General features: G+C 71.9%; 20 protein-coding genes. 14 read left to right on the forward strand and 6 right to left on the reverse strand.

Going from position 1 to position 23,350, the window contains the following annotated elements:
- Positions 1–35: 35 nt before the first annotated feature.
- Entirely contained in the window at positions 36–2,765 is a 2,730-nt protein-coding gene (locus tag ABZ624_RS14585) for a DEAD/DEAH box helicase (RefSeq protein ID WP_360087809.1), read from the reverse strand.
- A 506-nt stretch (positions 2,766–3,271) separates the two neighbouring features.
- Between ABZ624_RS14585 and ABZ624_RS14590 the strand changes: the two genes are divergently transcribed.
- Positions 3,272–4,018 (forward strand): ferritin-like fold-containing protein, encoded by a 747-nt coding sequence (locus tag ABZ624_RS14590; protein ID WP_360087226.1) that lies wholly within the window; start codon positions 3,272–3,274, stop codon positions 4,016–4,018.
- Positions 4,019–4,112: 94 nt separating this feature from the next.
- On the opposite strand, the gene ABZ624_RS14595 is transcribed toward ABZ624_RS14590, so the two are convergent.
- The 4 genes from ABZ624_RS14595 to ABZ624_RS14610 all read right to left on the reverse strand — a co-directional run bounded on the left by ABZ624_RS14595 (position 4,113) and on the right by ABZ624_RS14610 (position 5,936).
- Positions 4,113–4,382 carry a hypothetical protein gene (locus ABZ624_RS14595; protein WP_360087229.1) on the reverse strand — a complete coding sequence of 90 codons (270 nt, stop codon included), beginning with the start codon at positions 4,380–4,382 and terminating at the stop codon, positions 4,113–4,115.
- Positions 4,383–4,550: 168 nt separating this feature from the next.
- Positions 4,551–4,778, reverse strand: coding sequence for a DUF3107 domain-containing protein (locus tag ABZ624_RS14600; protein WP_031163497.1), 228 nt, complete (start codon positions 4,776–4,778; stop codon positions 4,551–4,553).
- A gap of 134 nt (positions 4,779–4,912) precedes the next feature.
- The gene (locus tag ABZ624_RS14605; RefSeq protein ID WP_360087232.1) at positions 4,913–5,554 is read right to left on the reverse strand and encodes a TetR/AcrR family transcriptional regulator; all 642 of its coding nucleotides are present in this window, start codon (positions 5,552–5,554) and stop codon (positions 4,913–4,915) included.
- 157 nt (positions 5,555–5,711) lie between these two features.
- A complete protein-coding gene (locus tag ABZ624_RS14610; RefSeq protein WP_360087235.1) occupies positions 5,712–5,936 on the reverse strand; it encodes a hypothetical protein in 225 nt (74 codons plus the stop codon).
- A gap of 232 nt (positions 5,937–6,168) precedes the next feature.
- Here ABZ624_RS14610 and ABZ624_RS14615 point away from each other — a divergent pair, with 232 nt between their 5' ends.
- From ABZ624_RS14615 to ABZ624_RS14675, 13 genes are all read left to right on the forward strand, one after another.
- Positions 6,169–7,152, forward strand: a complete 984-nt coding sequence (locus ABZ624_RS14615) for an alpha/beta hydrolase (RefSeq protein WP_360087238.1) — start codon at positions 6,169–6,171, stop codon at positions 7,150–7,152.
- 7 nt (positions 7,153–7,159) lie between these two features.
- Complete coding sequence (locus tag ABZ624_RS14620; protein ID WP_360087241.1) at positions 7,160–8,707, forward strand: DUF3152 domain-containing protein; 1,548 nt, start codon at positions 7,160–7,162, stop codon at positions 8,705–8,707.
- 56 nt (positions 8,708–8,763) lie between these two features.
- Positions 8,764–8,859: an Ms4533A family Cys-rich leader peptide gene (locus ABZ624_RS14625; protein WP_360087244.1), complete on the forward strand. Its 96-nt coding sequence runs from the start codon at positions 8,764–8,766 to the stop codon at positions 8,857–8,859.
- Between the two features lie 172 nt (positions 8,860–9,031).
- Positions 9,032–10,750 (forward strand): ABC transporter substrate-binding protein, encoded by a 1,719-nt coding sequence (locus tag ABZ624_RS14630; protein WP_360087247.1) that lies wholly within the window; start codon positions 9,032–9,034, stop codon positions 10,748–10,750.
- A 4-nt stretch (positions 10,751–10,754) separates the two neighbouring features.
- Entirely contained in the window at positions 10,755–11,867 is a 1,113-nt protein-coding gene (locus ABZ624_RS14635) for an ABC transporter permease (RefSeq protein ID WP_360087250.1), read from the forward strand.
- A complete protein-coding gene (locus ABZ624_RS14640; protein WP_360087253.1) occupies positions 11,864–12,862 on the forward strand; it encodes an ABC transporter permease in 999 nt (332 codons plus the stop codon). Before ABZ624_RS14635 ends, ABZ624_RS14640 begins: the two co-directional genes overlap by 4 nt.
- Complete coding sequence (locus tag ABZ624_RS14645; protein ID WP_360087256.1) at positions 12,859–14,487, forward strand: ABC transporter ATP-binding protein; 1,629 nt, start codon at positions 12,859–12,861, stop codon at positions 14,485–14,487. Before ABZ624_RS14640 ends, ABZ624_RS14645 begins: the two co-directional genes overlap by 4 nt.
- A gap of 201 nt (positions 14,488–14,688) precedes the next feature.
- The gene (locus ABZ624_RS14650) at positions 14,689–16,395 is read left to right on the forward strand and encodes a DUF3492 domain-containing protein (RefSeq protein ID WP_360087259.1); all 1,707 of its coding nucleotides are present in this window, start codon (positions 14,689–14,691) and stop codon (positions 16,393–16,395) included.
- 83 nt (positions 16,396–16,478) lie between these two features.
- The gene (locus ABZ624_RS14655) at positions 16,479–17,720 is read left to right on the forward strand and encodes a hypothetical protein (protein ID WP_360087812.1); all 1,242 of its coding nucleotides are present in this window, start codon (positions 16,479–16,481) and stop codon (positions 17,718–17,720) included.
- 244 nt (positions 17,721–17,964) lie between these two features.
- Entirely contained in the window at positions 17,965–18,924 is a 960-nt protein-coding gene (locus ABZ624_RS14660; RefSeq protein ID WP_360087262.1) for an NAD-dependent epimerase/dehydratase family protein, read from the forward strand.
- Positions 18,912–19,661 (forward strand): spherulation-specific family 4 protein, encoded by a 750-nt coding sequence (locus ABZ624_RS14665; protein WP_360087265.1) that lies wholly within the window; start codon positions 18,912–18,914, stop codon positions 19,659–19,661. Before ABZ624_RS14660 ends, ABZ624_RS14665 begins: the two co-directional genes overlap by 13 nt.
- A 63-nt stretch (positions 19,662–19,724) precedes the next feature.
- Entirely contained in the window at positions 19,725–20,903 is a 1,179-nt protein-coding gene (gene moeZ / locus ABZ624_RS14670; RefSeq protein WP_360087268.1) for an adenylyltransferase/sulfurtransferase MoeZ, read from the forward strand.
- 372 nt (positions 20,904–21,275) lie between these two features.
- Entirely contained in the window at positions 21,276–21,713 is a 438-nt protein-coding gene (locus ABZ624_RS14675; protein WP_360087271.1) for a hypothetical protein, read from the forward strand.
- A gap of 75 nt (positions 21,714–21,788) precedes the next feature.
- On the opposite strand, the gene ABZ624_RS14680 is transcribed toward ABZ624_RS14675, so the two are convergent.
- Positions 21,789–23,336 (reverse strand): alpha/beta hydrolase, encoded by a 1,548-nt coding sequence (locus tag ABZ624_RS14680; RefSeq protein WP_360087274.1) that lies wholly within the window; start codon positions 23,334–23,336, stop codon positions 21,789–21,791.
- Between the last annotated feature and the right edge of the window lie 14 nt (positions 23,337–23,350).

Raw genomic sequence — 23,350 nt, forward strand, 5'->3', positions numbered from 1 at the left:
GAGTGGGCCGGGCCGCCGGTGACGGGTGTGCCGGATCAGCCTTCGGCAGCCTCGACAACCGCCGTGACCTTGCGGACACGGCGGCGCGGCTTGGCCTCCGGCTCCTCGGTCGCCTGTGCGGGGATCTCCGCAACGACAGCCTTGCGCGTCCGTCGCGGCTTGGCCTCCGTGCCTTCGGCGTCGGCGGCAGCGGCGGCGGTCTTCCGGGCGCGACGGGGCTTGGCCTCGGCCTCGGTGGCCTCGGCCGTCTCCGGCGCGGCAGCGGCCGTCTTACGGGTCCGTCGCGGCTTGGCCTCGGCCTCGGGGGCTTCCGGAGCTTCCGGCGCGGCTGCGGCGGTCTTCCGCGTGCGGCGCGGCTTGGCTTCCGTGCCCTCCGCCGTGTCGGTGGCCGTCTCGGCGGCAGCGGCCGTCTTACGGGTCCGTCGCGGCTTGGCCTCGGCTTCCGGGGCTTCCGGCGCTTCCGGCGCGGCTGCGGCGGTCTTCCGCGTGCGGCGCGGCTTGGGCTCGGTGGCCTCGGCCGTGTCCACCGCGGATTCGGCCGCGGCTGCCGTCTTGCGCGTGCGGCGGGGCTTGGTCGCCGGGGCGGGCTCCTCCGTCGGGGCCTCGGTCACGACGGACGCGGCCTCGGCGGCCGGCTCCGCTGCCTTGCGGGTGCGGCGGCGGGGCTTGGCCTCGGTGGCTTCGGCCGTGTCCACGGCGGCTTCGGCGGCAGTGGCGGTCTTCCGGGTCCGGCGGGGCTTGGCCTCGGTGGTCTCGGTGGTGTCCGGGGCCGTCTCGGCGGCGGCTGCCGTCTTGCGGGTCCGGCGCGGCTTGGCCTCGGCTTCCGGGGCTTCCGGAGCTTCCGGCGCGGCTGCGGCGGTCTTCCGCGTGCGGCGGGGCTTGGCCTCGGTGGCTTCGGCCGTGTCCACGGCGGCTTCGGCGGCAGTGGCGGTCTTCCGGGTCCGGCGGGGCTTGGCTTCGGCGGTCTCGGTGGTGTCCGGGGCCGTCTCGGCGGCGGCTGCCGACTTGCGGGTGCGTCGCGGCTTGGCCTCGGTGGTCTCGGCCGTCGGCTCCGGCGCCGGGCTGTCCTCGACCACGGGGGCGGGAACCACGGGCTCGGGCTTGGCCGGCACCTCCGTCGCCAAGGCCTCCGTCGTCGCCGGTGCCTCCGTGACCGCGGACTCCGCCGGCTGCGGGGCCTGGGCGTCCGCGTTCCTGCGGGTGCGGCGGCGGCGCGGCTTCGCCGTGGCCTCCTGGTCGGGCGTGGTCGGCGCGGGCGTGCCCTCCGCCGTGTCGAGCGACTCGACGGCGGCCTCGGCCGCTGCCGGCTGCGCCGGAGCACCGGCGCGCGTACGGCGACGGCGGCGCAGGGTGCGGGGAGCCCGGGACTCCTCCACGCCGGCGGTGTCCTCGGCGCGGGACTCGGCGGTCGGCGCCGCAGGGGCCGTAGCGGCGTCGAGCGGTGCTCCGCTGCGGGTGCGGCGGCGACTGCGCGGGGTGCGGCTCGTACGCTCGCGCTCGGCGGTGCCGGCCTCGGGACGGCCACCACGCTCATCCCGGCCACCACGGCCGCGGCCGCGTGCGCCACGCCCGCCGGTCTCGCCCAGGTCCTCCAGCTCCTCCGCGTCCAGCCCGGCGCGGGTCCGCTCCGAGCGCGGCAGGGTGCCCTTCGTGCCCGCGGGGATACCGAGGTCGGAGAACAGGTGCGGGGAGCTCGAGTACGTCTCCACCGGGTCGTTGAAGTCCAGCTCCAGCGCCTTGTTGATCAGCTGCCAGCGCGGGATGTCGTCCCAGTCGACGAACGTGATCGCCGTACCCTTGGCGCCCGCGCGACCGGTACGGCCGACCCGGTGCAGGTACGTCTTCTCGTCCTCGGGGGACTGGTAGTTGATGACGTGGGTGACGCCCTCGACGTCGATGCCGCGCGCGGCGACGTCGGTGCAGACGAGCACGTCGACCTTGCCGTTGCGGAAGGCGCGCAGCGCCTGCTCGCGGGCACCCTGGCCGAGGTCGCCGTGGACCGCGCCGGAGGCGAAGCCGCGGCGCTCCAGCTGCTCGGCGATGTCGGCCGCCGTGCGCTTGGTCCGGCAGAAGATCATCGCCAGCCCGCGGCCGTCGGCCTGCAGGATGCGGGAGACCATCTCCGGCTTGTCCATGTTGTGCGCGCGGTAGACGAACTGCTTGATGTTCGCGACCGTCACGCCCTCGTCGTCCGGCGCGGTGGCGCGGATGTGCGTGGGCCGGGACATGTAGCGGCGGGCGAGGCCGATGACCGCGCCCGGCATGGTCGCCGAGAACAGCATGGTCTGCCGCTTGGCCGGCAGCATGTTGATGATCTTCTCGACGTCGGGCAGGAAGCCCAGGTCGAGCATCTCGTCGGCCTCGTCCAGGACCAGCGACTTGACGTGCTTCAGGTTCAGCTTCTTCTGGCCCGCGAGGTCCAGCAGCCGGCCCGGGGTGCCGACGACCACGTCGACGCCCTTCTTCAGGGCCTCGACCTGGGGCTCGTAGGCCCGGCCGCCGTAGATCGCCAGCACGCGCACGTTACGGACCTTGCCGGCCGTCAGCAGGTCGTTGGTGACCTGGGTGCACAGTTCGCGCGTGGGGACGACGACGAGCGCCTGCGGGGCGTCGGTGAGGTCTTCGGGGGCGGCGCGTCCGGCCTCGACGTCGGCGGGGACGGTGACGCGCTCGAGGAGCGGAAGACCGAAGCCCAGCGTCTTGCCGGTGCCGGTCTTGGCCTGGCCGATGACGTCCGTGCCGGAAAGGGCGACGGGGAGCGTCATCTCCTGGATGGGGAAGGGGGTGATGATGCCGACGGCCTCCAGGGCCTCGGCGGTCTCGGGGAGGATCCCAAGTTCGCGGAACGTCGTAGTCAGGGTCATGCCTCTTCTGTGTGCGCGGTGCGAGGCGAGCGCGGGGGATCGTGTGCGACCGTGCCGGGGGACGTCGGCTGCCGTACGGGCGAACCATTCAAGGCAAGCCGTATGACACGGGACCTCTGCCGACGCTCTAGCGCTCGTACCGCTGAGGGTGTCCCTCCGGTCGTCGTACGTACTCTCACGTACGGCCAGGGAGGGCTGTCGGGTCGGAGCCGATCGGGCCACCGACCGGGCATCCTCATGCGTGCGCCCTGTCGGGAGACGTCGTACATCGTCGACGCACTCTGGCAGGCGCATTACCACCATACCCCGGATTCGCGCACATGCGATGGCCGAATTGGTCACGTCATGGTCGTCACAGTGGTTGACCAGGGGCTACGAGGAGGGCCAAGCGGGCTATTGTGCGGCTCATGACTAGCTCTGACAAGCCTGAGAACGGGTCCGCCGCCTCCGCCGAACCCACCGGTGTCGCCGCCCAGGACTGGGCGCAGGCCTCCGCCGACCCACAGTACCGCGCCGCCGTCGTGGATCTGCTCGGTGCGCTCGCGTACGGCGAGCTGGCGGCGTTCGAGCGGCTCGCGGAGGACGCCAAGCTGGCTCCGACCCTCGCGGACAAGGCGGAGCTGGCGAAGATGGCCTCGGCCGAGTTCCACCACTTCGAGCGGCTGCGGGACCGGCTGACCGAGATCGGCGAGGAGCCGACGGCCGCGATGGACCCGTTCGTCGCGGCCCTGGACGGCTTCCACAAGCAGACCGCGCCCTCCGACTGGCTGGAGGGACTGGTCAAGGCGTACGTCGGCGACTCGATCGCGAGCGACTTCTACCGGGAGGTCGCGGCGCGTCTCGACTCCGACACGCGCGAGCTCGTCCTCGCCGTCCTCGACGACACGGGGCACGCCGGGTTCGCGGTGGAGAAGGTGCGGGCCGCCATCGACGCCGACCCGCGGGTGGGCGGCCGGCTGGCCCTGTGGGCGCGGCGGCTGATGGGCGAGGCGCTGTCGCAGTCCCAGCGGGTGGTCGCCGACCGGGACGCGCTGTCGACGATGCTCGTGGGCGGGGTGGCCGACGGGTTCGATCTCGCGGAGGTCGGGAGGATGTTCTCGCGGATCACGGAGGCGCACACGAAGCGGATGGCTGCGCTGGGCCTGGCCGCGTAGCGCCTACTGGGGTGCCGGTTCCGCTCGTTGGCGGGTGCGGGTCGAGTCGTGGTTGTTCGCGCAGTTCCCCGCGCCCCTGACGGCTCGGCTTCGCCTACGCCGTCAATGATCGTCGGCGCAGCCCGCCCGCCGGGCGGAGCAGCAGGGACAGCGACGCCGCCGAGATGATCGCGGCGCCCAGGAGGCTCGGCCAGGTGGCGGCGGAGCCGAGGGCGGTGTGGGTGACGAAGTCGCCGAAGAGGGCGCCGGCGATGCCCGTAGAGAGGACCAGCGGGCGGGCCGGCAGCCGGTGGGACAGGCGGTACGCCGCGATCAGGGCGAAGGCCAGACCGAGCACTGCGGAGCCGAGTGCTTCCAGGATCATGTCGGGTCCCTCCCACGGCCGGTCTGCCTTGAACGGTCGTAGCCCGTCATACCCGTGACCTGCGGAGCGCAATCCTCCGCTGTGGAGAAGTTGTGCGCCACATGTGTGCGATCCGCATGCGGAAGGGCCCGGCGGCACAGGCCGCCGGGCCCTTCTCACGAGGTTGGCCTACAGCGTGCCGAACCCGACCTTGCGCACGGTCGGCTCGCCGATCTCCACGTACGCCAGGCGGTCCGTCGGCACCAGGACCTTGCGGCCCTTCTCGTCCTGCAGGCTCAGCAACTGCGTCTTGCCGGCCAGCGCGTCCGACACCAGGCGCTCGACCTCCTCGACGCTCTGACCGCTCTCCAGAACGATCTCGCGGGGCGCGTACTGCACGCCGATCTTGACCTCCACGGCTTTGTCCCTCCGACGGCCAGTGATGTGCGCGATCTTCCGCGCCGTACCCCGCACACATTAGTCCGGTGAGGGGACGTACACGCTGCGGGCCCGAACGCCGTCAGCGAACAGCGCACGGGAACAAACAGCCGTCAGTGGTGTTCGCTGCCGTGCAGGGGGAAGCCCGCGATGCCCCGCCAGGCCAGCGAGGTGAGCAGCTGCACCGCCTGGTCGCGCGGCACGCTGCGGTCGCTGTGCAGCCAGGAACGGGCCACCACCTGGGCGAGACCGCCGAGGCCGGAGGCGAGCAGCATCGACTCCGCGCGCGAGAGGCCGGTGTCCTCGGCGATGACGTCGCAGATCGCCTCGGCGCAGTCGTTGGTGACCTTGTCGACGCGCTCGCGCACCGCCGGCTCGTTCGTCAGGTCCGACTCGAAGACCAGCCGGAAGGCACCGCCGTCGTCCTCGACGTACGCGAAATACGCGTCCATCGTGGCCCGGACGCGCTGCTTGTTGTCGGTCGTCGACGCCAGCGCGCTGCGCACGGACTGGATCAGCGACTCGCAGTGCTGGTCCAGCAGGGCGAGGTAGAGATCGAGCTTGCCGGGGAAATGCTGGTAGAGCACCGGCTTGCTCACGCCGGCCCGCTCGGCGATGTCGTCCATCGCGGCCGCGTGATAGCCCTGCGCGACGAAGACCTCCTGGGCGGCGCCCAGCAGCTGGTTCCGTCGGGCTCGGCGCGGCAGACGGGTGCCACGTGGGCGTACCGCCTCAGTTTGCTCGATGGCTGTCACGCCGCCTCCCAAAGTCGTCCATATCGCGGTGTCAGCCGCGCCGCCATCGTACTTTTCGGTAACCGTGGTGTGCGCGGTGCGAGCGCAGAATTTCACGTACCGGACGGCGGCGAAAGCGGCAGTGGGTGCCGGGTGCGGCCGCAGGAGCGCGTCGACGTCAGCGGTAGTCGTCCTCGTCGAGTGAGACCACGCGCGCCTGTTCGACCAGATCGGCCTCGTTGGCGCGGTCCGGATCCACTTCCGTCAGGGGATCGTCCCGGTCCGGCTTGACGTCCGCGTGCTGCTCGGCGGCGTCCACTTCGGGGGCCTCGACATCGATCTCGGGGTCCGTGTCGGCCTCCAGGTCGTCGATGGTGTCGGGCTCAATCGGGTCATAGGCCATGATGGGCTCCCTTCCTACGAATGTCCCTGGAAGAAGCAGGGGCCACATGTGGGTGCCCTCTGTACGAGCCTAGGAGACAGCAGATCCGGACGCCATGCCGTCTCCCCCGTTCGTCGCCCCTGTTCACCCGTCGCGGAGGGCCCACGCGCAGTCCGGTTCACCCGTCACCCACGGTTCAGTCTGTGACGGCCGCCACATGAACCTCGGCGTGATCACCTCGTAACATTGCCGCATGTCTTCGACCGAGTCGCCGTCCGTGCCGGCCGCCAGTGTGCTTCCGAAGGTGGCGCCCGTCCGGGTCGGTGAGGGCGAACGGCTGCGGTCCGTGGGGCTGCCCGGCGTCACCCTGTCGATCCGCTCCCGCCGTCCCGCGCGCGAGGGCCTGCCGCCTGCCCTGTACGTCCACGGACTCGGCGGCTCCTCGCAGAACTGGTCGTCGCTGATGGCCGAGCTGGACGGCGTCGTCGACAGCGAGGCCGTCGACCTGCCGGGCTTCGGCGACTCCCCGCCCCCGGACGACGGGAACTACTCGGTCACCGGGCACGCGCGCGCGGTGATCCGCTATCTCGACGCGGCCGGCCGCGGCCCGGTCCACCTGTTCGGCAACTCGCTCGGCGGCGCGGTCACCACGCGCGTGGCCGCCGTACGACCCGACCTGGTCCGTACGCTCACCCTGGTGTCGCCCGCCCTGCCGGAGCTGCGCATCCAGCGCACCGCGGCGCCGACCGCCCTGCTCGGCGTGCCCGGTGTCACCGCCCTGTTCACCCGGTTGACCAAGGAGTGGACCGTTGAGCAGCGGGTGCGCGGGGTCCTGGCGCTCTGCTACGGCGACCCCGCGCGCGTGTCGCCCGAGGCGTTCGGGCACGCCGTGGAGGAGCTGGAGCGGCGGCTGCGGCTGCCGTACTTCTGGGACGCGATGACCCGCTCCGCGCGCGGCATCGTCAACGCCTACACACTCGGCGGACAGCACGGGCTGTGGCGCCAGGCCGAGCGCGTGCTCGCGCCGACCCTGCTCATCTACGGCGGCCGTGACCAGCTGGTCGGCTTCCGCATGGCCCACCGGGCCGCCCGTGCCTTCCGTGCCTCCCGCCTGCTGTCCCTGCCGGACGCCGGGCACGTGGCGATGATGGAGTACCCGGACGTGGTGGCCACGGCGTTCCGGGAACTCCTCGCGGAGACCGAGGACAGCGGCACCGATCCGGGCGCGGGGAGCTGAGGCCGGCGTGGGACGCCACAGCCGCCGCGGCCCGGCCCCCAAGGGCGACGCCGCGGACATAGTCGCCAGGCGCAGCGAACAGCCGGACACCCGCTCGGGCGACGGCGGGGACAGTCCGGTGCAGAGCGGCGGACAACCGGTGTTGCCGGGTCAACGACAGGCGCCGCGAGGGCAGCGCCAGGCGCCGACGGGCGGGGTGGGCGCCGCCGCGGGCCATCCGCCGCGCGCCCCCCAGGGCCCGCCGACATTCCCGGACGGCACCCCCGCCCATGGAGTGCCGCGTCTCGGCGACGGCACCCCGGCTCATGGCATGCCGCGTCTCGGCGACGGCACCCCGGCTCATGGCATGCCGAGGCTCCCCGACGGCACCCCCGCACACGGTGTGCCCCGCCTTCGTGACGGTGGTCCTGCGCGTGGGGGGCACCCCGAGCAGCGGGAAGCCGGGGGCGGCTGGGGGCAGTTCGCGGGGGCGACCGGTCCCGGTGTCGGGATTCCGCAGCAGCAGCGACCGGCGGGGCCGGGGTCCGGCGCTGGGCCCCGGCAGGAGTACCTCGAAGCCTTCGCCGACGGGCGCGCCGGCGCTGTCGGCGCCGAGGACGACGTTGGCGTCTTCGCGCCCCGTGTGGGGAAGCCCCGCCCCGCCGAGCGGCACCCGGCCGACGCGCCGGAGACGGACGGCCCCGGCGACAGCGCCCCGCAGGGGGCGCGGGGAACCGCGCGGGCGACCGCGACGCAGCCGCAGCCGCAGGACGGCGGCACCGTCCCCCAGGGGACGCCGCGCGGCCGGACCTTCACGGGCATCGCCGCGGCCGCCGTCACCACGGTCCTCGCGGTGGTCGTCGCCGGACAGGTGACCGAGTCGCGCGACGGCGGTGCCGTGCAGTCGCACTCCGCCACCGACCAGGCCCGTGACGCGCGCACCCCCGGCGGACAGGCCTCGCCGGGCACGGCCACGCTGTCGTACGAGCAGAAGATGGGCCGGACGTACCCGCTCAGCGCCACGCTGAAGGGCCCGGGGAAGTTCGACGCGGTGCCCGGTTTCGCCAAGGCGCCCGGCAAGGGACAGAAGTACACCTACCGCGTGGACATCGAGCAGGGGCTGGGGCTTGACGGCGAGCTGTTCGCCGAGGCCGTGCAGAAGACCCTGAACGACGACCGGAGTTGGGCCCACGGCGGTGCCCGTACCTTCGAGCGGATCTCCTCCGGCAAGCCCGACTTCGTGATCACGTTGGCCAGTCCCGGTACGACCGCCAAGTGGTGCGCCAAGTCCGGGCTGGACACCACGGAGGACAACGTCTCCTGCGACTCGGCCGCCACCGAACGCGTGATGATCAATGCGTACAGATGGGCCCAGGGCAGCAAGACATATGGCGACAAAATCCATGCCTATCGGCAGATGCTGATCAACCACGAGGTCGGGCACCGGCTCGGCCACGGCCATGTGACATGCCAGAAGGACGGCGAACTCGCCCCCGTCATGCAACAGCAGACCAAGTTCCTGAACCATGACGGAATCCACTGTCTGCCCAACCCCTGGCCCTATCCCCGGAGTTGACAGGCGCCGCTCATGTCACATTGACATGAGTCGTAAGTTCGTTCATATTTCTGCGCATGTGGTCTGGTCATACCGTCTGTGAGAGCGCCGCCATCGAGCTGGCGCTCATCGGTGTGACCGCGCTCTGCGTGTCCGACATCCACTGTCGCTGACGCCGCCTCCCTGGCGTTCGCGTCGCGACCCCTTTGCTCTTTCTGCGTCCGTGACGGAGTCACGAATTCTTCGACGCTGATTTTCCGACGACCCGACGCCGAGGCTGACGTCTGCCCGCAAGCGTCTCACTCCTCGTCCATCAGTCTCAGTATTCGAGAGGTCGTCATTCCGATGCGTCAACCGTCCGTCACAGCGCGCCGCGTGGCAGCGGCATCCGTCAGCCTGGTCGTGGCAGCGGGCGCCGCCGCCTGCGGCCCGAAGGACAACGATGCCAAGGGGTCCGGTGGCGACTCGACGCCCCACAAGGGCGGCACGCTGACGGTGCTGAACTCCCAGCCGCAGACCGACTTCGACCCCGCCCGCCTCTACACCTCCGGCGGCGGAAACGTCCCTTCGCTGGTCTTCCGCACCCTCACCACGCGCAACCGCGAGAACGGCGCGGCCGGCGCCAAGGTCGTCCCCGACCTCGCCACCGACACCGGACGCCCCAGCAAGAACGCGACCGTGTGGACGTACACCTTGAAGAAGGGACTGAAGTTCGAGGACGGCACGCCGATCACCTCGGCCGACATCAAGTACGGCATCGAGCGCTCCTTCGCCCCCGAACTCTCCGGCGGTGCGCCCTATCTGCGCGACTGGCTGGCCGACGCGGCCGACTACCAGGGGCCCTACAAGGACAAGAAGGGCCTCTCGGCGATCGAGACGCCGGATGCGCGGACCATCGTCTTCCATCTGAACAAGCCCGAGGGCGAGTTCCCGTTCCTCGCCACACAGACGCAGTTCGCCCCGGTGCCCAAGGGCAAGGACAACGGCACCAAGTACGAGGAGCACCCGGTCTCGTCCGGCCCCTACAAGGTCGTCAAGAACGAGAACGACGGCGAGCACGTGCTCCTCACGCGTAACGCGAACTGGTCGGCGGCCACCGACGACGAGCGCAAGGCCTACCCGGACACCATCGACGTCCGCTCCGGGCTGGACTCCTCCGTGATCAACCAGCGGCTGTCCGCGTCCCAGGGTGCGGACGCGGCCGCGGTCACCACGGACACCAACCTCGGTCCGGCCGAGCTCGCCAAGGTCGGCGGCGACAAGGAACTGGCCACGCGCGTGGGCACCGGCCACTTCGGCTACACCAACTACATCGCGTTCAACCCGACCGTGAAGCCGTTCGACAACCCCAAGGTGCGTGAGGCCATCGCCTACGCCATCGACCGGTCCTCGGTGGTCAACGCGGCCGGCGGCAGCGCGCTCGCCGAGCCCGCCACCACCTTCCTGCCCGACCAGAAGTCCTTCGGCCACACGCCGTACGACCCGTTCCCCGCCGGTGCCTCGGGCAACCCGGCCAAGGCCAGGGAACTGCTCGCCCAGGCCGGTTACAAGAGCGGGCTCACGGTGACCCTGACCCACTCCAACGCCAAGGACTTCGAGACCAGCCCGGAGATCGCCACCGCCGTCCAGGACGCGCTCAAGAAGGCCGGCATCACGGTCAGGCTGCAGGGCCTGGAGGACAACGACTACCGGGACAAGGTCCACAGCGTGAAGACCGAGCCCGGTTTCTTCCTCGCGCACTGGGGTGCCGACTGGCCCTCCGGCGGTCCCTTCCTCGCCCCGGTCTTCGACGGCCGGCAGATCGTCAAGGACGGCGCGAACTTCAACACGGGCCTGCTCAACGACAAGTCGGTCAATGACGAGATTGATGCGATCAACAAGTTGACCGACCTTGACGCGGCCGCCAAGCGATGGGGCGCACTGGACAGGAAGATCGGCGAGAAGGCCCTCGTCGTGCCGCTGTTCCACCCGGTCTACAAGCGCCTGTACGGCAAGGACGTCAAGAACATCGTCATCAGCGACTGGACCGGCGTCCTCGACATCTCCCAGGTCGCGGTGAAGTAGCACTGTGAGCGAGGCACTTGTCGCCATCGAGCCCGCCGGGACGGACACTGCCGTCCCGGCGGCCTCGGGGGCACGTCAGTTCTGGCGGCGGCTGCGGGCGCAGCGCGCCGCCCTGGTCGCCGCGGCCGTCGTCGCGCTGCTCGTCCTGATCGCGCTCGCCGCGCCGCTGCTCACCGCGCTGGAGGGCCAGGACCCCACCACGTACCACCCGTCCCTGATCGACTCCGCGCGCGGTGGCGTGCCCGTCGGCTCCTTCGGCGGCATGAGCGCCGACCACTGGCTGGGTGTCGAACCCCAGACCGGCCGCGACATGTTCGCGCGACTGGTGTACGGGGCGCGGGTGTCCCTGGGGGTGGCGCTGGCGGCGACGGTGGCGCAGGTCGTCATCGGCGTCCTCATGGGCGTCGCCGCAGGGCTGGGCAACCGCTGGGTCGACCTCGTCCTGAGCCGGATCACCGACATCTTCGTGTCGATGCCGCTGATGATCATGGCGCTCGCGCTGCTCGCCATCGTCCCGAACAGCTTCCCGCGGCCCGTGCTCGTCGCCCTTGTCATCGCCCTGGTCTCCGGCTGGAGCACGACGGCGAAGATGGTGCGCGCCCAGACCCTCACCCTGAAGAACCTCGACTATGTCGCCGCGTCCCGGCTCAGCGGCTGGAGCACCTCGCGGACCGCCGTGCGCGAGCTGCTGCCGGGGCTGGCCGCGCCGGTCATCACCTACGCGGCGCTGCTGATTCCGGCGAACATCAGCGCCGAGGCGGCCCTGTCCTTCCTCGGCGTCGGTGTGAAGCCGCCGACGCCGTCCTGGGGGCAGATGCTCACCTCCGCCGACGTCTGGTACCAGGCGGCCCCGCAGTACCTGCTGCTGCCCGCCGGTGCCCTGTTCGTGACCGTCTTCGCGATGACCGTCCTCGGCGACGGCGTCCGCGTCGCCCTCGACCCGCGCGCGGCCTCCCGCCTGCGCGTCGGCACGGGCCGCAAACGCGAGGCCCGCGCGGAGAAGGCCGTACCGAAGGCGGAGAAGGCCGTACCGGATGCGGAGACGGCCGTACCGGATGCGGTGACGGCCGTACCGGATGCGGTGACGGCCGTACCGAAGAAGGAGGACCGGGCATGAAAGGCCTCACCGGGTTCGTCCTGCGCCGCGTGATCGGCGCCGTGGTCACCCTGTTCGCTCTCTCGGTGATCATCTACGTCGTCTTCTACGTCACCCCCGGCAACGTCGCCCAGATCACCTGCGGCCCGCGCTGCTCCCCACCCCAGGTCCACCAGGTGGCCCAGCAGCTGCACCTCGACGACCCGCTGTACGTGCGCTACTGGCACTTCCTGCAGGGCCTGTTCGCCGGCCAAAACTTTTCCACCGGCACGTCCGTGGAGCACTGCCCGGCGCCCTGCCTCGGCCAGTCGTACCAGACCGACCAGCAGGTCACCGACATCATCCTGACCAAGCTGCCGGTGAGCTTCTCGCTGGTGCTCGGCGCGATGGTGATCTGGCTGCTGCTCGGCGTCGGCACCGGCGTGCTGTCCGCCTGGCGGCGCGGCCGGCTCAGCGAGCGCGTGCTGACCGCGATCACGCTGGCGGGCGTCGCCACGCCCGTCTTCGTCATCGGCCTGGTCCTGATGATCGTCGTCTGCGGCGAACTCCAGCTGCTGCCCTTCCCGCAGTACGTGAACTTCACCGACGACCCCGAACAGTGGGCGTGGAACCTGCTGCTGCCCTGGCTCTCCCTCGCCCTCGTCGAGTCGGCCAACTTCGCCCGGCTGACCCGGGCGTCGATGCTGGAGACCCTCGCCGAGGACCACATCCGGACCTTCCGTGCGTACGGCGTCAGCGAGCGGGCGGTGATCGCCCGGCACGCCCTGCGCGGCGCGACCGCCTCCGTGATCGCGCTCAACGCGGTCACCTTCGGCTCGGCCGTCGGCGGCGCCGTCCTCACCGAGACCCTCTTCGGCCTGCCCGGCATCGGCCAGGAGCTGGTGCACGCCGTGAAGGTCGTCGATCTGCCGGTGGTCGTCGGCATGGTCCTCGTCATCGGCTTCTTCGTGGTCCTCGCCAACGCCGTCGCGGACGTTCTGTACGCGGTGGCCGACCGACGGGTGGTGCTCGCATGAGCCTGGTGGAAGTGACGGACCTGACCGTCGAGTTCGGTTCGCTGCGGGCCGTGGACAGTCTCTCCTTCAGCCTGGCGAAGGGCGCCGCGCTGGCCCTCGTCGGCGAGTCCGGCTCCGGCAAGTCCACGGTCGCGGGCGCCCTGCTGGGCCTGCACCGGGGCACCGGGGCACGGGTCGCCGGCTCGGTGCGCGTCGCCGGCACCGACGTGCAGGGGGCCTCCGACGAGGAACTGCGGCGGCTGCGCGGCGCCAAGGCCGCCATGGTCTTCCAGGACCCGCTGTCCTCGCTGGACCCGTACTACGCGATCGGCGACCAGATCGCCGAGGTCTACCGCGTCCACGCGCGCGTGTCGCGTCGTAGCGCACGCGCGCGTGCCGTGCAGGTACTGGAGCGCGTCGGAATCCCGGACGCGGCACGGCGCTCCCGGTCCCGCCCGCACGAGTTCAGCGGCGGCATGCGCCAGCGCGCGCTGATCGCCATGGCCCTCGCCTGCGAACCGGAGCTGCTGATCGCCGACGAGCCGACCACCGCCCTCGACGTCACCGTCCAGGCCCAGATCCTCGACCTGCTGCACACTCTGCGCGAGGAGACCGGCACGGGTCTGCTGCTGGTCACCCATGACGTGGGCGTCGCCGCCGAGAGCGTGGACGACATCCTCGTCATGCGGCACGGCAGGGCCGTCGAGCACGGCCCCGTCGGCACGGTCCTCGCGGCGCCCGCCGAGGCGTACACCCGCGAACTCCTCGATGCGGTCCCGCGCGTGGACGCGCGCCGTACCGGCTCCCCGGCCACCGACGAGGTCGTGCTGGAGGCCACCGGCGTGCGGCGCGAGTTCGGGCGCGGCAAGCGGGCGTTCGCGGCCGTCGACGACGTGTCGGTGACCGTCCGGCGCGGCGAGACCCTCGGCGTGGTCGGCGAGAGCGGCAGCGGCAAGACCACCCTCGGCCGCATGCTCGTCGGGCTGCTGGATCCGACCGCGGGCACGATCCGCTACGAGGACCGCCCGCACACCGGCGTGAACCCGGCCGTCCAGATGGTCTTCCAGGACCCCGTCTCCTCCCTCAACCCCCGCCGCAGCGTGGGCGAGTCGATCGCCGATCCGCTACGCGCGCGTGGGATGGGGGTCCCCCCGCTCGAGCGAAGCCGGGAGTGGGGGAGCGACGAGGAGCGCATCAAGGGGCGCGTGACGGAACTGCTCAAGCGTGTGGGGCTCGAACCGGCGCACTACGACCGCTACCCGCACGAGTTCAGCGGCGGCCAGCGCCAGCGCATCGGCATCGCCCGCGCACTCGCCGCCGAACCGCGCGTCATCGTCTGCGACGAGCCCGTCTCCGCGCTCGACGTCACCACACAGGCCCAGGTGGTCGAGCTGCTCGGCGAACTCCAGCGGGAACTCGGCCTCGCGCTCGTCTTCATCGCGCACGACCTCGCCGTCGTCCGGCAGGTCAGCGACCGCGTCGCGGTGATGCGCCGGGGCCGGGTCGTCGAGTACGGGCCGGCGGACGAGGTGTACGACAGCCCGCGCGAGCCTTACACCCGGCAGCTCCTGGCCGCCGTACCGGCCCTCGACCCGGACCTGGCGGCCCAGCGCCGTGCAGCCCGCCGGGAACCGGCCGTGGCGTAACGTTTCGTGCGTGGTTGATCGCGGTGTGAAGCCCTAGCGCGGCCGAACGCCACCCGCACGGGAAAGTTACGACCGTTCACCCCTTTTGGTGGCGTGATGGACAACCGTCCGTCGCGCCACCGCCTTGTCCCCTTACGTTCATCCCGCTGCGAGCCGCTGGGACCAGTGCGGCTCACCGGACGGGAGATCGGGGGTGCACACGTGCGTATCGGACTGCTTACCGAGGGTGGCTACCCGTTTGTGGACGGTGACGCCGGACTCTGGTGCGACCGGCTCGTGCGCGGGCTGGAGCAGCACGAGTTCGACGTCTACGCGCTCAGCCGCAGCCGACAGCAGGAGGACGACGGCTGGGTCGCGCTCCCACCGCAGGTCAGCGGGGTGCGTACGGCGCCGCTGTGGACAGCCGAGGACGACGGGGTCGCCCACGGGCGGCGTGCGCGCCGGCGCTTCACCGAGTGCTACGGCGAACTGGTCGCGGCGGTGTGCGCGGGGACCTGCGCCGATGCCGCCTCCGAGGAGGGGGCCGCTGCTCTGGCGGACCGTTTCGGCAGCGCGCTGTACGGACTCGCCGAACTCGCCCGTGACAAGGGCGGACTGGTCGGCGCGCTGCGCTCGGACGCCGCCGTGCGCACCCTCGAACGCGTCTGCCGCACCCCCGGTGCGCTGCGCACGGCGCACGAGGCGCGCGTACCCGACCTGCTCACCGTCACCGCACACCTCGAACGCGCCCTGCGCCCGCTCTCCCTCGACTGGTACGGCGACGACGGCCTGGGCGCGGCCGACCTCTGTCACGCCACCGCCGGCGGCTCGGCCGCCGTCCCCGGACTGCTCGCCCGGCACTTCGCCGACGTACCGCTGCTCGTCACCGAGTACGGCGTCCCCCTGCGCTCGCACTACCTGGCCCTCGGCCCCGGCACCGCCGCCCCCGCGGTACGCGCGCTGCTCGGCGCCTTCCACGGCCGGCTCGCCACCGAGGTCTACCGGCGGGCCGAGATCCTCACCCCCGGCAACGCCCACGCCCGCCGCTGGCAGGAACGGTGCGGCGCCGACCGGGCCAGGATCCGCACGGTCCACCCCGGCATGGACGCCACCCGCTTCTCGGACGTCGGCGAGGCCCCGGACCACGCCGCCCCGGACACACTGGTGTGGGTCGGGCGCGTGGAGCCCGCCAAGGACCTGATCTCGCTGCTGCACGCCTTCGCCGAGGTACGCAAGGAGGAACCCAGGACCCGCCTCAGGATCGTCGGCGCGCCCGCCGGCCCCGAGGGCGCGGCCTACCTCGGCCACTGCCGCGCGCTCGCCGCGCAGCTCTTCCCGGACGAGGCGGAGGGCGTGCACTCGGTCGGCGACAACCCGGTCTCCTTCGAGGAGATCGGCGGCCCGGAGGCCCCCACGCTGCCCGACGCGTACGCCGCCGGCGCGGTCGTCGTGCTGTCCAGCGTGGTCGAGGGCTTCCCGATCGGCCTCATCGAAGCCATGTTCTGCGGCCGGGCCACGGTGTCCACCGACGTCGGCGCGGTGGTCGAGGTCATCGGGGGCACGGGACTCGTCGTACCCCCGCGCAATCCGAGGGCGCTCGCGGAGGCGTGCGTGGCATTGCTGCGCGACCCCGAGCGCCGTGCGCGCCTCGGCGCCGCCGCGCGCGCCCGCGCGCTCGAACTGTTCACCGTCGAGCAGAACATCGCGGCGTTCCACGGCATCTACCTGCAGATCGTCTCGCACTGTCCGGTCCGCCGGGTCGTCCTCGACGAGGCCGGCGAGCCACGGCCGTTCGCCACCCCCGCCGAGTCCCGCGTCCCCGGCCGCTGGACCGGCCCCACGGCCCGTGTCCTGCCCCGGACCGCGCCCGGCTGGGCCACGGCCCCACCGGTGCGCGCGACACCGCTGGCCGCTGCGGAGGGGGCGTGATGGGCGTACGGGACGGACACGGGAGCAGCGCGGTGGGTGAGCCGAACGAGGACGGTACGTCGGTCGGGCTGGACCGGCCCGGGATGCCCGGCGGCGCCGAGCCCTGGGACGTGCGGTCGGACGAGTGGGGCAACCCGCCGGCCGGTGACGGGCATTCGGCCAGCGCCGAACCGAGCCGGCGGCGCGTCGCCGTACCCCGGCGCGGTGCCGCCGACCCCGTGAAGGCCCTGTTGCACCGGCACCGGGAGCTGTGCGAGCGGGCCGTGGACCCGCTGGAGATCGCCGCCGGGCTGGAGGCGCACGGTGTCACCGACCGGACCGCCGCCCGCTTCCGCCACCGCGACGTCTTCGCGCTCGCCGAGGAGCTGTACGCGCGCGTGCCGCGCACCGGTGAGCGCGGCCCCGAGACGGAGTCACCGCCCGCACCCCGTGTCCGCCCGGACCGCATGCTGCTCACCCTCCTGCCCGGCGCCCTCGGCGCGGCCACCGTGGCAGGACTGCGCCTCACCGGCGGCCACCCCCGCCTCCTGGTCGCCCTCGCCGGCATCGTCGCCCTCGCCCTCGCCACGCGGGCCGCACTGCGCCGCGGCCCCCTCGCCGGCCCGTCCGGCACACACGCGTGGCGGACGGCGCACGGCACGCGCGTGCGGCACACGGCACACGGCACACGCGCGTGGACGCTCTGGCTCCTCGGATACGCCCTCCTCGGCGACGGCCTGCTGCACGCCGTCCTGACGGGCGGCCCCGACGCCCTGCCGACCGGCGCCCCGGACGGCCCCTGGCCCACGGCCGACGCGCCCGCCCTCGCCCTCACCCTGGCCTGCGCCCCGGCTGCCTGGTGCGCCCACCTGCTCACCGCGGGCGCCCGCCGCAGGCTCGCCGGCAGCAGGGGCCTGGAGGACTTCACGGCCGCCGCCCGACCGTTGCTGTTCGGCACGTTCGCGCTCTTCCTCGGCGCGCTCACCGCACTGCTCCTGGTGTGCGGCACCGTCCTGCACGAACCCGCGGCCTACCCGCAGACCCTCGCCCTGGGCGCCCTGCTCCTGCTCGCCCGGCTGCTCACCGTGCACCACCACCGGCACGCCCCGGCCGTGCTGCTCGGCGCCGCGGCGGTCACGGAGGCGGCGGCCCTCGCCCTGCCGCCGGCCGCGAGGCTGCCCGGCTGCGCCGTCCTGGCGGCCCCCGTCCGCGCCCTCGTGCACGCCTGGGGCGAGGCCGCCGTCCCGGCCCTCGCCTGCGGCACCGCGGCGCTGGCCCTCCTGCTCCACGCCGCCCGCACGCTGACCCGGGCCTCGGCACACGCGCCCACGGGAGCTCCCGACTGAACCTCCCGCCGCCGGCCCGGACCGCCGGAGGCGACCGCACCGCCCCTGTTGAAGGAGAACACCAGATGACCACCTCCCGACCCGGAACGTCCGGAGCCCCCGGGACCGCCGGAGCCGGAGTCCGGGGAACGACCGGATCCGCCGGCAGACCCGTCTGCCACGCCGGGTCCACAGGCCATACAAGCCCCGCCCGCCACGCCGGTATCGCCGCTCAGGCCGGCGCCCACACCCCGGGAGCCGCCCGATGAGGGTCCTGCTGATCGGAGCCAACGGATACATCGGCCGGTTCGTCGCCGACCGTCTGCTCGCCGACCCGGCCGTCCAGCTCACCGCGCTCGGCCGCGGCGACGACGCCGACGTCCGCTTCGACCTGGCCACCGGCAGCCCGGGCGCACTCACCCGTTTCCTCGACGCGGTGCACCCCGGGGTCGTCATCAACTGCGCCGGCGCCATCCGCGGCGGCGCCCGCGAACTCACCCGGCACAACACCGTCGCCGTCGCCACCGTCTGCGAGGCACTGCGCCGCAGCGGCTGCGGCGCCCGTCTGGTGCAGATCGGGTGCAGCGCCGAGTACGGGCCGAGCCAGCCCGGCTCCTCCACCGCCGAGGACGCCGTACCGCGCCCCGGCGGCCCGTACGGCGTCAGCAAGCTCGCCGCGACCGAACTGGTCCTCGGCTCCGGCCTGGACGCCGTCGTGCTGCGGGTCTTCTCGCCGGCCGGCCCCGGCACCCCGGCCGGCTCCCCGCTGGGCCGGCTCGCCGAGGCCATGCGGCGCGCCATGCAGTCCGGCGACGGCGAACTCAAGCTCGGCGGCCTCGGCGCCCAGCGCGACTTCGTCGACGTACGCGACGTCGCCCGCGCCGTGCACGCCGCCTCGCTCTCCGCCGCGCAGGGCGTCATCAACATCGGCTCCGGCCGTGCCGTGCGCCTGCGCGACGCCGCCGCCGTCCTCGCGCGCGTGGCCGGTTACGGCGGCGCCCTGCACGAACTCGACGCCCCGCCCGGCCCGCTGCGCAGCACCATCGGCCACCCCCGCACCGACCCCGACCACGCGGCGCCGGTCGCGTACCCCTACCCGGACGGCTGCGGCAGCTGGCAGCAGGCCGACGTGCGCACCGCACGCGACCGGCTCGGCTGGCGGCCCCGCATCAACCTCGAAGAATCCCTGGCAGACATCTGGATGGAGGCGGCATGCCGCATCTGACCAGCACCACAGCAGGCGCCACGGGCACCGGCCTGCGCACCGCCCTCGGCATCCCCGGCTACGCCCATCCGCTGGTCGCCCCCGCCCAGTGGGCCGAACTGGCCCGTCCCGGCACCCCGCTGGACTGGGTGGTCCTCAATGTGGCCGCCGGACCGGGCACCCGCCCCGACCCGCACTGCCTGGAAGCGGCGGCGAGGCTGCGCGGCGCGGGCGTACGGGTCCTTGGCCACCTGGACCTCACCCACGGCGCCCGCGCCTTCGCCGATCTGATCTCCGACGCCCACCGCCACCTCGACTGGTACCGCGTCGACGGCTTCCTGCTGGACCGCTGCCCCACCGACCGCGCGGCACTCCCCGAGGTCCGCCGCGCGGTCACCACCCTGCGGGCGATCAGTGACACCGCCCACATCGTCCTCGGCCACGGCACCCACCCGCACCATGGCTATGCCGAGAACGCCGACCAGCTGGTCACCTTCTCCGGCTCCTGGTCCGACTACCGCTGGTCGCAGGTCGCGGAGTGGACCGCCGACTATCCGCCGGACCGCTTCTGCCACTTCGTGCACGGTGTGCCCCGCGGCCATCTGGAGGAGGCGCTGCGCATCGCCCGCTGGCAGGGAGCGGCGACGATCTACTTCACCGACCGCACGGACCACCGTGCCCGCGCCGATCCGTGGGAGACGATGCCCGGCTACTGGGACGACATCGTCTCGCGTATCGGAACAGGTGTCTCGGAATGAAAAAGGCCGTGGCAGTGTTACGGGGAGAACAACCGTACTGTTTGACCGACCAACGGAGTCCCCGTGTCGCTGCCACCCCTGGTCGAGCCAGCTCCTGAGCTCACCGTAGACGAGGTCCGCAGGTACTCCCGCCACCTGATCATCCCCGACGTGGGCATGGACGGGCAGAAGCGGCTGAAGAACGCCAAGGTGCTCTGTGTGGGCGCCGGCGGCCTGGGCTCGCCGGCGCTGATGTACCTGGCCGCCGCGGGCGTGGGCACCCTCGGCATCGTGGAGTTCGACGAGGTCGACGAGTCGAACCTGCAGCGCCAGATCATCCACAGCCAGTCGGACATCGGCCGCTCCAAGGGCGAGTCCGCGCGTGACACGGTCAAGGGCATCAACCCGTACGTGAACGTGGTCCTGCACGAGGAGCGGCTGGAAGCCGACAACGTGATGGACATCTTCGGCCAGTACGACCTGATCGTCGACGGCACGGACAACTTCGCGACCCGCTACCTGGTCAACGACGCGTGCGTGCTGCTGAACAAGCCGTACGTGTGGGGTTCGATCTACCGCTTCGACGGCCAGGCCTCCGTCTTCTGGTCCGAGCACGGCCCCTGCTACCGCTGCCTCTACCCGGAGCCCCCGCCCCCCGGCATGGTCCCCTCCTGCGCCGAGGGCGGCGTCCTGGGCGTGCTGTGCGCGTCCATCGGCTCCATCCAGGTCAACGAGGCCATCAAGCTCCTCGCCGGCATCGGCGAGCCGCTGGTCGGCCGCCTGATGATCTATGACGCCCTGGAGATGACCTACCGCCAGGTCAAGGTCCGCAAGGACCCGAACTGCGCGGTCTGCGGCGAGAACCCGACCGTCACCGAGCTCATCGACTACGAGGCCTTCTGCGGCGTCGTCTCCGAGGAGGCCCAGGCGGCGGCCGCCGGCTCGACGATCACTCCGAAGCAGCTCAAGGAGTGGATCGACGACGGCGAGAGCATCGAGATCATCGACGTCCGCGAGCCGAACGAGTACGAGATCGTCTCCATCCCGGGCGCCAGGCTGATCCCGAAGAACGAGTTCCTCATGGGCACCGCCCTGGAGACCCTCCCGCAGGACAAGAAGATCGTCCTGCATTGCAAGACGGGTGTCCGCAGTGCGGAAGTCCTGGCCGTCCTGAAGTCCGCGGGCTTCGCCGACGCCGTCCACGTCGGCGGCGGCGTCATCGGCTGGGTCAACCAGATCGAACCGCACAAGCCCGTCTACTGACCTACTGACCGGCTTGCCCACCGGCCAGCGGCACTGAAGAGGCCCACGGCTCCGACCGGTTCGGACGCCGTGGGCCTCTGTCGTGGTCGGCTGTCTCCCCGTGTGACCTCACCGGTGAGCTCCCGCCGCGCCGACGGTGAGGGCCATGTGACGGTTCGTGACCTCTGTCCGGCGTTGGGATATGTGCATTGCGGTGCGATGATCCTTTCAGCTAGCTTGGGGTCAACTTTGCGCGCGTGTCGGCGCGTTGAGGTTGACGTCCCATGCGTGATCACAGTCACAGCGGTTGTCCGGCCATGAGCGAGGCATGACCACCTCGCGATCTTGTGTCGCCGCTGTCGTCACGCTCGACAGAAGATACGGGGAGTTTCGATGAAGAAGCGTTTGATGGGCAGGCTCGCGGCGATGATCCTGGCCCCGGCCGTGATCCTGGTGGGCGCCGGCGAGGCATTCGCCGACGGCACCGTCACCTGGCAGAACAAGGGCAACGGCAAGTGCCTGGGCGTCATCAACAACATCCCCATGGCAGCGGCGGACTGCGGCTCGACGCCCTCCAAGTGGATCGAGACGAAGCAGTCCGACGGGACCTGGACGCTCAAGACCAGCTATGACTACTGCCTGGACAGCAACAAGGACGGCAAGGTCTACGTAGTGCACTGCAACGGCGGTGACAACCAGAAGTGGTACGAGATCAAGGACTCCTTCGGCTGGCGGCTCCAGGACAAGGCGACCAAGCTCACGCTCGGCCAGTACGAGAGCGTGCTCTACACGAACTACGACGGCGGTATCAAGGCTCAGCGCTGGGGCTGAGTTTTGAAGTCGCTCCCGGCTGAGTCGTGGAGCAGGGGCCCCGGGCAGCAGCACGCGTCCGGGGCCCCGTCCCTGTCAGGAGCAGACCGTGCCGGCCTTCGGTTCCCTGCCGTCGAGCAGGTAGCCGTTCACCGCGCTCTGCACGCACTTGTTCTTGCTGTCGTACGCACCATGCCCCTGGCCCTTGTACGTCAGCTCGACGGCGACACCCTTGCCGAGTGCGTCCACCATCTTCTTCGCGCCCTCGTAGGGCGTGGCCGGGTCGCCGGTGTTGCCGACGACGAGGATGGGGGCCGAGCCGGGCGCGCTGACGTCGGGATGGTCGGCGGCGCCCGGCACGGCCCAGTCGGTGCAGCTGACCATGCCCCAGGCCAGGTAGTCCCCGAACAGCGGGGAGGCGGCGCGGAACTCGGGCAGCTTCTGCTGGACGTAGTCGGCGGTGTACCGCGGTTTGTCGTCGGCGCAGTTGATGGCGATGTTCGCCGCCGTGATGTTGCTGTACTCGCCGTTCTCGCTGCGGCCGTTCAACGAGTCGGACAGCAGCATCAGGATCTTGCCGTCGCCCGCGTAGGCCTGTTCGAGGCCCTCGGTGAGGTACTCCCAGAAGTCCTTTGAGTACAGGGCCTGCGCGATGCCGTTCGTCGCGGTGGTCTGGGTCAGCTGCCGCGGTGTGATGCCGGAGATCGGCTTCTTCTCCAGGTCGTTCAGGAGTTTCGCGATGCGGTTCTTCACGTCCTGCGCGGTGTCGCCGATCGGGCATTCCGTGGTCTTCGAGGTGCAGTCCGCGGCGAAGTTGTCGAGCGCCAGCTGGAATCCCCTGGCCTGTCCCAGCGCGCTCTGTTCGGGGTTCTGCGTGGGGTCGACGACGGCGTCGAGCACGGCCCTGCCGACGTTCTTGGGGAACAGGTGGGCGTACACGCCGCCGAGTTCGGTGCCGTAGGAGATGCCGAAGTAGTGCAGCTTGGCGTCGCCGAGGACCTGGCGCATCAGGTCCATGTCGCGGGCCGCGTCGGTGGTCGCCACATGCGGCAGGATCTTCCTGGAGTTCTTCTCGCAGGCCGTGTTGAACTGCTTGGTGCGGTCCAGGAGCGCGCTGCGCTCGGCGCTGTCGTCCGGGGTCGCGTCCTGTTGGAAGTACGCGTCCAGCTGGGCGTCGCTCTCGCACTTCACCGGCGCGCTGCGGCCGACCCCGCGCGGATCGAAGCTGACCAGGTCGTAGCGGGCGCCCAGAGCGGCGTAGTCCGCGCCGAACGCGGGCAGCGTGCTGACGCCGCTGCCGCCGGGGCCGCCGAAGTTGAACACGAGCGAGCCGATCCGCTGGTTCGCGGGACCGGTGGCCTTGGCGCGGATCAGGGCGATGCCGATGGTGTCGCCCTTCGGTCTGTTCCAGTCCAGCGGCGCCTGCATGGTGGCGCACTGCCAGGTGGTGCCGTTCGGCAGCGGAGAGGGCGCGCTGCCGCCGCCCTCCGCCTCGGACGGAGCCGGGCAGTCCTTCCAGTCCAGCTTCTGCGCCGTGAGGTCGCCGTCCTTGGGGCTGCCGTCGCCGCATCCGGCCAGCAGGGCGGACAGCAGCACGGCCGTGGTGATCAGCGCGGCGGCGCGCAGCGGGGAGGGGTTCGCCATGCTCCCATCCTGGG

It is taken from the genome of Streptomyces sp. NPDC007205 (genome assembly GCF_040634095.1).
Lineage (GTDB): Bacteria > Actinomycetota > Actinomycetes > Streptomycetales > Streptomycetaceae > Streptomyces.